Raw genomic sequence first — 12,853 nt, 5'->3', positions numbered from 1 at the left:
GCGTCGCGGGGGCGGAGGGTGGGCGGGTACTCCGCCGGCGTCGCGGTGGAGCTGCTCCTGATTGCCGGCGGAATACCCGCCCACCCTCCGCTGCCAGCGGCGCCGCGAGGTGGTGGGAAAGGCAGGGGCGTCGCGCTTTTGATTTGCCGCTTTTCCCTGCGGCCCGCGGAAAGGCGCTGCGAGGCGGGTTGGGGGGTGCGCAGTGGGCATAAAGGCCCGCGCAGCGGGACAGCCCACGGAGTACCCACCGACCCGCCGTACCGCGCGCCGGTGTCGCAGCTGCGCCGGCGTCGGGCCTTCCCGGGGCGCGGCGGTGTCGTCGCCCTCCTGCAGCCGGGATCGCAGCTATAGCTGCTCCCGCAAGGGCAGGGTCAGGCGCAATGGAGAGGGACGAAAGTCAGGCCTCGGAGTCGGCGAGGAAGCCGCCGGACTGGCGGCGCCAGAGCTGGGCGTAGATGCCGCCGCGGGCCACCAGTTCGTCGTGCGTGCCCTGCTCGACGATCGCGCCCTGGTCCATCACCACCAGCCGGTCCATGGCTGCGATGGTCGACAGCCGGTGTGCGATCGCGATCACCGTCTTGCCTTCCATCAGCCGGTACAGGTTGCCCTGGATCGCGGCTTCGACCTCCGAGTCCAGCGCCGAGGTCGCTTCGTCCAGCACCAGGATGGGCGCGTCCTTCAGCAGCACGCGGGCGATGGCGACGCGCTGGCGCTGGCCGCCCGACAGCTTCACGCCGCGCTCGCCGACGTGGGCGTCGTAGCCCCGGCGGCCCTTGGAGTCCGACAGGTCGAGGATGAAATCGTGCGATTCCGCCTGGCGCGCGGCTTCCAGCATCTCGGCCTCACTGGCGTCGGGACGGCCGTAGAGGATGTTGTCGCGCACCGAGCGGTGCAGCAGCGATGTGTCCTGGGTCACCACGCCGATGCGTGCGCGCAGGCTGTCCTGCTGCACGCTGGCGATGTCGATGCCGTCGACCAGGATGCGCCCCGCCTCGACGTCGTGGAAGCGCAGCAGCAGGTTCACCAGCGTCGACTTGCCGGCGCCGGAGCGCCCGATCACGCCGATGCGCTCGCCCGGCCGCAGGTGCAGGTCCAGGCGCTCGATCACCCCCGAGCCCTTGCCGTAGTGGAAGCCCACGCCTTCGAAGCGGATGTCGCCTTCCACCGCGCCAAGCTCCGGCGCGTCGGGCGCGTCGTCGACGGTCGGCGGCAGCGAGATCGAATTGATGCCGTCCTGCACGGTGCCGATGTTCTCGAACAGCGCCGACAGCTCCCACATGATCCACTGGCTCATGCCCACCAGCCGCAGCGCGAGCGCGAGGCCCACCGCCACCGCGCCGGCGCTGATCGCGCCGCCCAGCCACAGCCACAGGCCGATCGCCGCCACCGCGAACACCAGCGCCATGTTGAGCGCGTAGTTGCCGACGCCGACGCGCGTGGCCAGGCGCATCTGCCGGTACACGGTGCCGAGGAAGCCATCCATCGCTTCGCGCGCATAGGCCTGCTCGCGCCGCGAGTGCGAGAACAGTTTCACCGTGGCGATGTTGGTGTAGCTGTCGACGATGCGGCCGGTCATGTCCGAGCGGGCGTCAGCCTGTTCGCGCGAGACCCGCTCCATGCGCGGCACGAAATACAGCATCAGCAGCACGTAACCAATCAGCCATCCGGCGAAGGGCAGCATCAGCCGCCAGTCGGCCGCGGCGGCGGCCAGCATCGCGCCAAATACGTACACCAGGATGTACACGCCCACGTCCAGCAGCTTGACCACCGTCTCGCGCACCGCGAGCGAGGTCTGCATCAGCTTGGTGGCGATGCGCCCGGCGAACTCGTCCTGGAACCAGCCCATCGACTGCCGCAGCAGGTAGCGGTGCACGTTCCAGCGGATGCGCATCGGGAAGTTGCCGAGCAGCACCTGCAGCTGCACCAGGTTGTCGATCCACACCAGCAGCGGCAGCCCGATCGCGACCAGCGCCGCCATCCACGCCAGGCGCGTGCCTTCGACGGCGAGGAAGGTGGCGGGCGTATGTTCGCCCAGGCGATCCACCAACGCGCCGAGGTAGACGTACATGCCCAGTTCGGCGACCGCGATCAGTGCGCCGAGCACGCCCATCAGCGCCAGCCAGCCGCCGGCGCCGCGGGTGTAGTGCAGGCAGAACGCCACCAGCCCGCGCGGCGGCTGCTGTGGCGGTGCGTCGGGGAAGGGCTGCAGGCGGGACTCGAACCAGTCGAACAGCCCGCGCCGCCGCCGGCCGTCAGCGGCCACCGCCACCTCCACCGCCGCCGCCGCCCCCGGAGAATCCGCCGCCGCCCGCGCCCGACGAACTTCCGGGCGGCGTGGCCGACGACGCGATCTGCGAGCTGAGCGCGCCACCGACCGCGCTGGTCAGGTTGCCGATGTTGCCGAGGCTGGCGCCGTGGTACCAGGTGATGGCCGCGGCCGCGGCGGCCGCGGCGGCGCTGCCGACGGCCACGGTGAACTTCTTCGTCCACGCGTCCTCGACGTCCAGCGCGACCGCGTACGGCAGCAGGCGTTCGAAGCGCCCGGCGTCGAGCGCCGGCTCGGACGCATCGCCCCCGGCCGCCTCCGGCGCCTGCACGCGCGCGATATCGTCCTGCTCGGCCACGCCCAGGTAGCGACGGAAGCCTTCGATCTCGTCGAGCAGCTCGCGCCCGGCGGCCGTCGGCGCGCCGATCACCAGCGCGAACGCGATCGTCGTCGCCAGCATCAGGCCAAGCGGCAGGAAGACCCAGGGCAGGCCGCCGCCGTCGGTGAACACCATCGCGACCATCGCCAGCGCGCACGTCACGAACAGGATCGCGACCGCGATGCCGATGCTGCCGGCGTTATCGGTGAACATCTCCGGCTGGAAGCGATCTTCGAAGCCCTTGCGGTGCGCCTGCATTGCACGCTGGATGCGGGTGGCGTTCTTCTTGTCCAGGGAGAGCGTCGTGCCCGGCATGGGAAGCAGGGCCTCCAGCAGCCTGCGCTGGTCCGTGTTGTCGATCGCGGGCGAGCCGCCGTCGCTGCGCTCGAGCGTCCATGAGTCGCCGAGCATGCCTTCGTCGCGATGGATTCCGACCGCGCCCTGCACCGCGCAGGCGAGCAGGTCGGCGGAGAATCCGCGGGCATCGTGGCTGCGGCGCTTCATGTAGCGCAGCGCCGCCGGTGACTCGCCACGGGGCGGCTCGTAGCGTGCGATGACCACGCCGGGTGAGGGGTCGCGTCCGACCTTGCGCCAGCGCCGCACGCAGAACAGCAGCAGCCCCGCGAGCCCGGCCAGCGCGATCAGGATCGAGAGGTTGTCGCGCAGCAACCAGAACGCGTCGCGCGTCGACGACGGCGGTGCGACGATGCCCTTGGGAAACGACAGCACCGTGGTCAGGCCTTCGCGCGGGGCCAGCGGCCGGGTCAGCGTCCAGCGGGCCACGCCGGGGGCCGCGATGACCGCCTCGAAATCCTGCCCGCGTGCGCCGCGGGCGCCGGAATAGCCTTCCACCGCCAGGTCGGCCATCGCCACGGGCTCGGGCAGCCGCAGCTCCACCGTCCCGGTTTCGATCGGGAAATCCCATCCCAGGCCGATCGCGTTCCAGTACAGCTCGTCGTGGTCTTCGAAGAAGCCGAGCTGGCGATCGGTGCGGTAGCGCAGGGTGTAGGTGTATTCGGCCGGCACCTGCAGCAGGTCGTCGTTGCCGGTGTTGACGCGCACGCCGTTGGCCACGCGCTCGGTGAACCAGGGTTCCGGGTGGCCGTCGCGCTCGACGCCTTCGACTTCGAAGGCGACCACGACGTTGTTGCCGCGGTGATCCCTGTAGCGGACGGGGAAATCGCGGGTGATGCCGCGGCGGATGCGGGTGCCCTCCGCGCGCACGCGGATGTGTTCGGTCACGTCGAGGCTGCCGTCGGCCTGGATCTGGACCACGCTGTCATAGGCGAGGACCCGCTCGTCGGCCGCGGCCGGTGCGGGCGCGAGCAGCACGGACGCCGCCAGCAGCCAGGTGGCGGCGACCGCGGCCAGCCGGTTCACCGTGACAGCTCCACGACGGGCGCCGCGCGGCTGTCGGCACCGGCCTGGAAGAACGCCGCTTCGCGGAAGCCGAAGCCGCGTGCAACCAGCACGTCGGGGACCCGCTGCACGGTGTCGTTGAGGTCGCGCACGGCGCCGTTGTAGTACCGCCGCGCGTACTGCAGGTGCTCTTCCACCTCCACCAGGTCGGCCTGCAGGCGCGCGAAGTTCTCGCTGGCCTTGAGGTCGGGGTAGGCCTCCTTCAGCAGCAGCAGGCGGCCGAGCGCCTGTTCCAGTTCGGCTTCCACGTGGCCCAGTTCGCCCGGGTCCTGCAGGCCGAGGGCGCGCGTGCGCAGCGCGGTGACGGCCTCGAGCACCGCGCCTTCGTGTGCGGCGTAGCCCTGCACGGCGGAGACCAGCTGCGGCACCAGGTCGTGTCGGCGCTGCAGCTGCACGTCGATGTCCGCCCAGGCCGTCGCGACCTGGTTGCGCAGGCGCACCAGGCGGTTGTAGGCGAACACGCCCCAGGCCGCGACCGCGGCCGCCAGCAGGACCGTGGCCACCAGTGCGGTCACGGTGCCGTGCCCGCGCCGACGTGGACCTCGGCGTCGCCCAGGGCCACCACCTGCCCGGCGCGGATCTTCGCGGTCTTGCGCGACTCCTGCACGCCATCCACGCGCACGGCGCCCGACGCCACCAGGGCCTTTCCGGCGCCGCCGCTGTCGCAGAGGCCGGCGAGCTTGAGGAGCTGGTTGAGCTCGACGTAGTCGCCCTCGAGTTCGAAATCGATGTGCTGCATCCGGGTGCCCTGTCGCATGGAGGAAGGAGCGTAACGCAGTGCGTGGAATGGCGTTAACCTCGGCCGGGACGCGCCGCCGGCGCACGAGGGAGAGACCGATGGGCACTGAACTGCAGATGCTGGCCTGGGCGATCGCGCTCGGCCTTGTCCACCTGATGCTGGACGCCGCGATGAAGACCTCCGAACGCGGCTTGGCCTGGAATGCCAGCGCGCGCGATGGCCAGTCAAAGCCGCTCGGCCCGGTGGCCGGGCGCGTCAACCGCGGCTGGAAGAACTTCCTCGAGACCTTCCCCATGTTCGCTGCCGCCGTGCTGGCGGTGGTGCTCGCGGAGCGCACCGGCGACCAGACCGCGCTGGGTGCGCAGCTGTATTTCTGGGCCCGGCTGGCCTACATCCCCGCGTATGCCTCGGGCATTCCGTACGTACGCAGCCTGATCTGGGGCGTGTCGCTGGTCGGCATCCTGCTGGTCCTCGTCGCGCTGTTCTGATCGCGCTCAGCGGCCTTCGAAGCCGGCGACCTCGTCGAGGATGCGCCGGCTGCGGCGGATGCCGTCGCCGCCGTCGCAGCGCGGCGCCGCGGGGTCGTCCATGCGGGGTGGCCGCAGCCAGGCATAGAGCGCCGTCGCAATCAGACCGGCAATGCCCGCGCCCAGGCTGAGTGTGATCCAGCCCGGCGTCCCGCCAGCGGCGCGGACGTCGCCCAGTCCGGCCACTGCGACCACCACCAGGACCCACATGATCCACCACGGCAGTCCGCAGATCGCGGCGCCCAGGCCGTGGACGCGAAGCAGGCGTGCCAGTTGCCGCTGGATGTCGAGCACGGACGCGCCGTAGTCGATGCGCGTTGCCAGGGCGATGGTGATTGCAGCAAAGACGATGTTCACCAGACCGAAGGCATGGACTGCGATGCCGGCGGCGAGCAGTCCGGGGACATCCATGTTGCGCGTCCAGCAGGCGACGCCAAGCACCACCAGCGCCACTCCAAGGGCCGCCTGCAGCACCTGTCCCCAGACCAGGGGGCGCAGTCCCCGTCGCGCGGCGTCCAGCCGGCGCTCGCGGTGGATCTGCAGCTGGATGCCATCGTGGCGTTCCAGCTGGCGCCCCAGCGCCTGCCAGGCCTGCTTGAGTTCGTCGAGTTCCATGGTGATGTCCATTCAAGGCGTGCCGGTGGGTGCGACGTGGTCGCGGATGCGCCGCTTGAGGCGGCTGATGCGGGTGGTGACGTTGCTTTCGGACATGCCGAGCACCTCGGCCATGTCCCTCGTGCTGCGGTCCTCGAGGTAGAGCAGCAGCAGTGCCCGGTTCAGCGGTTCGAGCGTGGCGATGAAGCCGTGCAGCATGCGCGACCGCTGGTCGCGTTCGTGGTCGACCGTGTCGGGGGCGACGGATTCGTGGAGTCCCTCCTCCAGCGGCACCAGGTGGCGGCGCCGGCCGTCGCCGCGCAGGTGCGAGATGCCGACGTTCAGCGCCACCCGGTACATCCAGGTGGAAAAGCTGCGGGACGGGTCGTAGCGCGGCCAGGCACGCCAGAGCTGGGCGGCGATGTCCTGTGCGAGGTCCTCGCGATCGTCCGCGTCGCGCGCGTAGGTGCCTGCGACCTTGAAGACGATGCCGCGATGCTGCTGCAGCAGCGCCGAGAACTCTTCGGCACCGTCGTGCTGGCGGTGGCTGCTGATGGCGTCCATCCCCGGAGCGGATTCCCTGATTCTGCGTGACAGGGAGTGATTCGCTGGCGGAGGGGGTTTGTCACGCATCCAGGGCGCGGCCAGGGGTTGGCCGGGTCAGGGCAGGGGAACGCGGATCGGCTGGCCGTCGAGTTCGAGCAGGACGCCGTCGCGATCGATGGCGGTGATGCCGGCTTCGCCGACGCGATCGCCCTCGGACCTGCGCTGGCCGTCGATGACCACGAACCGGCGGGCCGGATCCTCGTTCCACATGTGCATGGTCAGCTTCATTTCCGGCAGGCGCTGGCGCTGGGCCGGCGGAAGTTGGGTGATGCGCAGCGCACCGCTGGCAGGCGCCAGGGCAGGGCGCGGGGCCGGGGCGGTGTCGGCGGTGTCCGCGATGTCCGCGATGTCCGCGATGTCGCTGGCAGCCACGGTGTCGCCGGCAGCCGCGGGGCGCGCGGCTTCCGCCGGTCCGGCGGGCGGCGATGGGGCTGCTGCGTCTGGCTCCGGCGGCGTGCGCGACGGCGGCTCCGGCGGCGTGATCCTGTCGACCGGCGGGAAGGGATCGGAATCGCCGGCCGTCGGCATGCTTGCCGATGGCATTGCGGGCGTTGCGGGCGCCGCGGGGGCGGTGGTTGCACGTGCGCCATGGTCGCCGTGGCCATCCTCGATCGCGGTTCCGTTGCCGCGCAGCCACAGCGCGACCAGGAGCAGTGCAAGCACGAGCGCTGCGCAGGCGATCCAGGTCCAGGGCGGCAGGCTGCGCCGGGCCGCGCGTGCGACAGGCGGCAGTTCGGCACGCAGGCCGGGTGCTTCGCCGCGGCGGCGCTCGGCTTCGGATTTGCGCAGGGCTTCGAGGATGAGTGACATGCGCGTGCCTCAGTCCAGCCGACGGAGCAGGCGAGGGCCGGCGTCGTCCGAGGCCAGCGCGAACAGCGTTTCCGGGCCGACCACCCCGTCGACCGCGAGCCCGCGCGCACGCTGGAAGCGCCGCACGGAGTCCACCAGGGCGTCATCGAATCCCGCCCCTGGCGCCGCCGCGTCCGCTACGCCTTCGCGCACCAGGCGCTCGCGCAGCCAGTCGACGGATGCGCCAGCCGCACCGCGGGCGGGCGCCGGCAGCAGTCCCGCGGAGGAGCGCCAGACGGCGGAATAGCGCCCACTCCATGCCTGCTGCAGCGTGGCGCGGTCGACGTCGATGACCGCATCACCCAGCAGCAGGCGCGCATGGCGACCGTCCGAGCCCTGCAGCAGCGCCCAGGCGCTCGCGTTGGCGGCGTCGAGCTGGAGCAGTGCGGGACGACCGATGGCGACCAGGCGGTCGAGGTGCGCGCTGCCGCGGACACAGTACGTACCGGCGGCGAGCGCCGGTGCACAGCCGCTCGCGGCACGCGCGTCCTCGGCCGTGTGCGGCAGCGCCCAGGCGAGCAGCAGGGCCTGCCACGCGGCGTTCCGGGCTGCGTGGTCCGCGGCGCCGGCAATGCGGGTCGCAAGGCCGGCGGCGTCCACGGCGGCCGCTGCCGCGGACACCGGCGCCTCGACGGTGGAAATGCCCGCGAGCGAGGCAGCGCCCGTCGCCGGATCGCGGGGCGCTGCCGACCCGGTCCCGGGCGAGGCGACGGCGTCCCGGTCGGCCTCTCGCGGCCACAGCGCGGCCACGGCGATCGCCATCACCGCCACGGCGCCGACGCCGGCGACCGCAAGCAGCCGGCCCGTGCGCCGCGCGCCCGACGTCACCGCGGGCGGCAGCGCTTCACGTGCGGCCTCTTCGACCAGCGCGGCATCGATCGTGGCGCGATCGCGCGCATAGCCGGCCAGCAGGGCGCGTTCTGCGAGCACGTTGACCAGGCGCGGGATGCCGCCGCTGCGCAGGTGGATGCGCTGCACCGCGCCGGCATCGAAGGGGAAGTGCTGGCCGCCGGCCATGCGGAAGCGGTGCCGCAGGTACTCCGCGGTGCCGGCGGCATCGAGCGGGGTGAGGTGGAAGCGCGCGGTGATGCGCTGCGCCAGCTGGCGCAGGCCCGGCTCGGCGAGCATGTCGCGCAGTTCGGGCTGGCCGATGAGGATGACCTGCAGCAGCTTCTGGGTGTCGGTCTCGAGGTTGGTCAGCAGGCGCACCTGCTCCAGGGTTTCGACCGGCAGCGCCTGCGCTTCGTCGATGAGCAGCACCACGCGCAGGCCCTGGGCATAGGCCTCGAGCAGGTGGACGTTGAGCGCATCGACCAGCGCCTTGGCGTTGCCGCGGCGACCGTCAAGGTCGATGCGCAGCTCTTCGCACACGGTTTCAAGCAGCTGCACCGGATCCTGGCGCGGGTTGAGCACCAGGGCCACGCGGGCGTTGTCGGGAATCTGGTTCAGCAGCAGCCGGCTGAGCGTGGTCTTGCCGGTGCCGACCTCGCCGGTGAGCTGGACGAAGCCGCCGCCGCCGCCCTGGGTGATGCCGAACAGCAGGTGCGCGAGCGCGTCGCGGTGGCGCTCGCCCAGGAAGACGAAGCGCGGGTCCGGCGTGATCGAGAACGGTGGCTCGGCGAGGCCGTAATGCTCGAGGTACATGCGCTGCGCGGCGGGACGGGGCCGCCAGCCTGCCACGGATCAGTCGGTGACGTCGCGCGACTCCCCCACTGCCAGCGCCTCGGGATGGGTGATGCGCCGCGGGCGGGCCAGCATCGGGTGCACCAGCACCGCGGCGAGGATGATCACCACCCCCAGGTAGAAGGGCAGGCTCAGCTCCTGCTGTTCGGACAGCAGCACGATCGCCAGCACGATGGCGTAGACCGGCTCCAGGTTGACCGCCAGCTGCGCGGAGAACGCGCTCATGTGGCGCAGCGCCACCAATGACAGCGCGAACGGGAACAGGGTGCAGGCGAAGGCGAGCAGCAGCAGGTAGCCGGCGTCGGCCGCGCCCGGGAGCACGAACAGCGGTCCGGCGAAGGCCGGGAACAGCAGCGGCATCACCGGCGCGAGCAGGGTCAGCGCGATCGCGCCGGCGCCGAGCTCGATGGCGGTCACCACCAGCGGGTCCGCATGGTCGACCAGGCGTTTGTTGAGCGAACCGAACAGCGCGACGAACAGCGCCGACACCGCGCCCACCGCCACGCCGATGCGCATGCCGTCGGGGATGCCGCCGACCACCAGCGCGACGCCCGGCAGCACGGATACGCCCAGCGCGAGTTCGGCGCGCGAGAAGCGCCGCTTCGCCAGCCTCGGCTCGATCATCGCCACGAACACCGTTGCCAGCGCCATGCAGGTTGCGGCCACCGAGGCGTTGGCCAGCTTGACCGCGCCATAGAAGGTCAGCCAGTGCAGCGCCACCAGCACGCCGATGCCGGCGTAGGACAGCAGCAGCCGGCGCGGCATCGCGCGCACCCCGCGCCATACCCGCGGCACCAGCGCCAGGGCGGCGGCGACCAGCAGCATCCGCCACCAGACCAGAGGCAGCGCCGGCAGCGTGATCAGTTTGCCGAGGATGGCGGTGAAGCCCCACAGCAGTACGCAGAGATGGACCTGCAGCTGGGTCCTGGTGGTCGGTGTCATGGTGCGTCGTCGCGGACGGGGAGGCGATTATCGCGGATCGCGTCGTCCCGTTCGTGTCCCCGGACAATCCGGGGCTCCGTCCTCGCGGGCGGGGGCAGGGGGGCACATTGCCGCGATCAGGCGGCGCTTTGTACCAGCCGCTCGTGCAGGGCCATCGCCGCGGCCGGATTGCGTTCCTTGGCGGCGGAGATGAAGTACACGAAGACGTCGCGCGGCACCGCTGCGTTGCCGCTGGCGGGCTCGATGCGCGGCAGGTCGCCAGGGTCGCGGCCCGCGGCCCAGGTGCGGGCGCGTTCGGCCCAGCGTGCGAGCTCCGCCCCGGGATAGCCGGTGGGCGTCCCGGCCCGCGCGCGCATCAGCCGCGCGTAGACGAAGTCGGCGGTGACATCGGCAAACGAGGGGTGTTCGTCCGAGTCGGTGAACACCGTCGCCATGCCGTGCCTGCGCGCCAGCGCCAGGTAGCGTGCGTCGACGAAGTGGTGGTCGCGGACATCGAGCACGTGCCGCAGCGGGCGGCCATCGGCCTCGCGCGGAAGCAGGGCGAGGAAGGCCGCAAAGTCCTCGCGTTCGATGCGCGTGCCGCGGTCGAACTGCCACACCAGCGGACCCAGGCGGTCGCCCAGCGTGGCGATGCCGCCAATGAAGTCCTCCACCTGGCGGCCGGTCGAGGCCAGGGTCCGCGACTGCGTGATCCGCTTCGGCACCTTGGCCGAGAACACGAATCCGGCCGGGGTTTCGTCGCGCCATTTCGCATACGTGGCCGGCGTCTGGGCGCGGTAGTACGTGCCGTTGATCTCGATCGCCGACAGCTTGCGGCTGGCGTATTCCAGCTCGCGTCGCTGCACCAGGCCCTTGGGATAGAAATTGTCGCGCCAGGGCGCGTAGGTCCAGCCGCCGATGCCGGTACGGATGCGGTCGACCGGCGCGACCGCGTTCTCGAACAGGGAGTCCATCGCAGCGGTGCCTTGCGCCGGAGCGCCCCGGCCGAAGCGCGATCATAGCCCCGCGTGTTCCGGTGCAGGTCGCAGTCGCCGATACTGCAGGGCAGTCCACGCCGGTAGCCCCGTCCATGCGCACGCCAGACACCGTCCTCGCCGTCACCCTGCTGCTGTCTTCGGCCATCCTCCTGTCACCGGCCGCGGCCGCGCAGGAGGCGCCGCCCGCGCCGCTTGGCGGCCTTGATGCGCAGGTTGAAGCGGCGCGCGGGACCTTCAAGGTCCCCGGCATCGCGGTGGCGGTGGTGAAGGATGGCGAGGTGGTGTTCGCCGGCGGTTGGGGCCAGCGCGAGGTCGGCAAGCCGGAAGCGGTGGACGCCGATACGCTGTTCTCGATCGCATCGATCACCAAGGCCTTCACTTCGGCCTCGCTGTCGATCCTGGCCGACGAGGGCAAGCTCAAGCTCGACGACCGCGTGATCGACCACCTGCCGTGGTTCCGCATGTCCGACGCCTACGTCACCCGCGAGATGCGCATCCGCGACTTGTTGGTGCACCGCAGCGGCTTGGGCCTGGGGGCCGGCGACCTGCTGTTCTGGCCGCCCTCGGACTACAGCACCCGCGACGTGGTCGAACGCCTGGCGCAGGTGCCGATCGAAGGCGGCTTCCGCGACCGCTACGCCTACGACAACGTGCTCTACGCGGTGGCGCAGCTGGTGATCGAGGATGTGTCCGGCCAGACCTATGCCGACTTCGTGCGCGAACGGCTGTTCACGCCGGTGGGCATGGCCGGCACCCGCATCGACAGCAACGCGCTGCGCCCGAGCGATACCAACGTCGCGACCGGGCATGCGCGGCCGGGCTTTGCCGGCGATCCGGAACCGGTGCCGGCGATGTCCTGGTCGAACAACACCGCCGCCGGCGGCATCTATTCCAGCGTCAACGACATGGCGAAGTGGATGCGCGTGCAGCTGGACGGCGGCGTGCTTGAACAAGGCGTGCCCGCAGACGGTGCCGCCGATGGCGACGATGCCAGGCGCTTGTTCAGCGCCAAGCGCCACGAGGCGATGTGGTCGCTGGTGACGCCGATCCCGGTCCGCGAACCGGCGGTGCCTGAACTCGCCGCCACGAAGCCCAACTTCGCCGGCTACGGAGAGGCCTGGAGCCTCAGCGACTACCGCGGGCAGCGCCTGGTCTGGCACACCGGAGGCTGGCCGGGGATGGTCTCGCGCCTGACGCTGGTGCCGGAGCTGGACCTGGGCGTGGTGGTGCTGACCAACCAGGAAGTCGGCGCCGCGTTCAACGCGATCACGATGCACGTGCTGGATGCCTACATGCAGGCGCCGGAGACCGACTGGGTCGCGGCCTATTCCGCGGCGATCGCCAAGGGCGGCGACAAGGCGGAGGAGGACTGGGCGAAGCACGAGGCCGCCCGTGATGCGCGTTCGAAGCCATCGCTGCCGCTGGCCGGCTATGCCGACACCTATCGCGATCCCTGGTATGGCGACGTGCTCGTGGCCGAAGGCCGCAAGGGCCTGGAGATGCGCTTCACCCGTACCCCGCAGCTGGTCGGCGACCTGGAGCACTGGCAGAACGACAGCTTCATCGTGCGCTGGCGCGACCGGACGCTCAACGCCGACGCCTTCGTCGACTTCAGCCTCGACCACGACGGCAAGGTGCGCGAGGCGCGCATGGAAGCGGTGTCGCCGCTGACCGATTTCAGCTTCGACTTCCACGACCTGCGATTGGTACCGGGGAAAGACTGACCGGTCAGCTGTTGTAGGAGCGGCTATAGCCGCGACCACGAGACGCCTCGATATCGCGGCTATAGCCGCTCCCACAGGTGGGTGGTCGCGGCTGCAGCTGCTCCTGCAGGTCGGGGGATCCGGGTCGCAGCTATAGCTGCTCCTACAG

Annotated in this window: 12 protein-coding genes; 2 read left to right on the top strand and 10 right to left on the bottom strand. The window is 71.1% G+C overall.

All coding sequences use genetic code 11. The annotated features are described in order from the left end of the window. Nucleotides 1-397: 397 nt before the first annotated feature. From WCD84_RS01645 to WCD84_RS01630, 4 genes are read right to left on the bottom strand one after another with little or no spacing between them, the layout of a single operon-like run. A complete protein-coding gene (locus tag WCD84_RS01645; RefSeq protein WP_343280201.1) occupies nt 398-2,233 on the bottom strand; it encodes an ABC transporter ATP-binding protein in 1,836 nt (611 codons plus the stop codon). A gap of 19 nt (nt 2,234-2,252) precedes the next feature. Beyond that, entirely contained in the window at nt 2,253-4,025 is a 1,773-nt protein-coding gene (locus WCD84_RS01640; protein ID WP_343280196.1) for a DUF2207 domain-containing protein, read from the bottom strand. Beyond that, nucleotides 4,022-4,579 (bottom strand): LemA family protein, encoded by a 558-nt coding sequence (locus WCD84_RS01635; protein ID WP_343280195.1) that lies wholly within the window; start codon nt 4,577-4,579, stop codon nt 4,022-4,024. The genes WCD84_RS01640 and WCD84_RS01635 overlap by 4 nt, the downstream gene beginning before the upstream one ends. Next, the gene (locus WCD84_RS01630) at nt 4,576-4,803 is read right to left on the bottom strand and encodes an RNA-binding S4 domain-containing protein (RefSeq protein ID WP_343253721.1); all 228 of its coding nucleotides are present in this window, start codon (nt 4,801-4,803) and stop codon (nt 4,576-4,578) included. The genes WCD84_RS01635 and WCD84_RS01630 overlap by 4 nt, the downstream gene beginning before the upstream one ends. 98 nt (nt 4,804-4,901) lie before the next feature. Between WCD84_RS01630 and WCD84_RS01625 the strand changes: the two genes are divergently transcribed. Beyond that, on the top strand, nt 4,902-5,291 hold the full coding sequence (locus WCD84_RS01625) for an MAPEG family protein (protein WP_343253702.1): 390 nt from the start codon (nt 4,902-4,904) through the stop codon (nt 5,289-5,291). A gap of 6 nt (nt 5,292-5,297) precedes the next feature. Here WCD84_RS01625 and WCD84_RS01620 read toward each other — a convergent pair whose 3' ends face one another. The 6 genes from WCD84_RS01620 to WCD84_RS01595 all read right to left on the bottom strand — a co-directional run bounded on the left by WCD84_RS01620 (nt 5,298) and on the right by WCD84_RS01595 (nt 10,957). Then, entirely contained in the window at nt 5,298-5,957 is a 660-nt protein-coding gene (locus WCD84_RS01620) for a hypothetical protein (RefSeq protein ID WP_343280194.1), read from the bottom strand. Beyond that, on the bottom strand, nt 5,958-6,488 hold the full coding sequence (locus WCD84_RS01615) for an RNA polymerase sigma factor (protein ID WP_343280193.1): 531 nt from the start codon (nt 6,486-6,488) through the stop codon (nt 5,958-5,960). Between the two features lie 96 nt (nt 6,489-6,584). Continuing rightward, nucleotides 6,585-7,340 carry a general secretion pathway protein GspB gene (locus tag WCD84_RS01610; RefSeq protein ID WP_343280192.1) on the bottom strand — a complete coding sequence of 252 codons (756 nt, stop codon included), beginning with the start codon at nt 7,338-7,340 and terminating at the stop codon, nt 6,585-6,587. 9 nt (nt 7,341-7,349) lie between these two features. After that, nucleotides 7,350-9,059, bottom strand: a complete 1,710-nt coding sequence (locus tag WCD84_RS01605) for an ExeA family protein (RefSeq protein ID WP_343280191.1) — start codon at nt 9,057-9,059, stop codon at nt 7,350-7,352. 3 nt (nt 9,060-9,062) lie between these two features. Next, nucleotides 9,063-10,004 carry a DMT family transporter gene (locus WCD84_RS01600; protein ID WP_343280190.1) on the bottom strand — a complete coding sequence of 314 codons (942 nt, stop codon included), beginning with the start codon at nt 10,002-10,004 and terminating at the stop codon, nt 9,063-9,065. 116 nt (nt 10,005-10,120) lie between these two features. Further along, entirely contained in the window at nt 10,121-10,957 is an 837-nt protein-coding gene (locus WCD84_RS01595; RefSeq protein WP_343280189.1) for a DUF72 domain-containing protein, read from the bottom strand. A gap of 116 nt (nt 10,958-11,073) precedes the next feature. Between WCD84_RS01595 and WCD84_RS01590 the strand changes: the two genes are divergently transcribed. Continuing rightward, entirely contained in the window at nt 11,074-12,705 is a 1,632-nt protein-coding gene (locus WCD84_RS01590; RefSeq protein WP_343280188.1) for a serine hydrolase, read from the top strand. The last annotated feature ends 148 nt before the right edge of the window (nt 12,706-12,853 follow it).

The sequence above is a fragment of the Luteimonas changyuni genome, from assembly GCF_039548395.1.
In the GTDB taxonomy this organism is placed as follows: domain Bacteria; phylum Pseudomonadota; class Gammaproteobacteria; order Xanthomonadales; family Xanthomonadaceae; genus Luteimonas.
This window is presented reverse-complemented; position numbering and strand designations above follow the sequence as displayed.

Coding starts and splice junctions, on each gene's coding strand:
- WCD84_RS01630 (WP_343253721.1), bottom strand. CDS start 4,803: ATGCAGCACATCGATTTCGAACTCGAGGGCGACTACGTCGAGCTCAAC.
- WCD84_RS01625 (WP_343253702.1), top strand. CDS start 4,902: ATGGGCACTGAACTGCAGATGCTGGCCTGGGCGATCGCGCTCGGCCTT.
- WCD84_RS01620 (WP_343280194.1), bottom strand. CDS start 5,957: ATGGACATCACCATGGAACTCGACGAACTCAAGCAGGCCTGGCAGGCG.
- WCD84_RS01615 (WP_343280193.1), bottom strand. CDS start 6,488: ATGGACGCCATCAGCAGCCACCGCCAGCACGACGGTGCCGAAGAGTTC.
- WCD84_RS01610 (WP_343280192.1), bottom strand. CDS start 7,340: ATGTCACTCATCCTCGAAGCCCTGCGCAAATCCGAAGCCGAGCGCCGC.
- WCD84_RS01600 (WP_343280190.1), bottom strand. CDS start 10,004: ATGACACCGACCACCAGGACCCAGCTGCAGGTCCATCTCTGCGTACTG.
- WCD84_RS01595 (WP_343280189.1), bottom strand. CDS start 10,957: ATGGACTCCCTGTTCGAGAACGCGGTCGCGCCGGTCGACCGCATCCGT.
- WCD84_RS01590 (WP_343280188.1), top strand. CDS start 11,074: ATGCGCACGCCAGACACCGTCCTCGCCGTCACCCTGCTGCTGTCTTCG.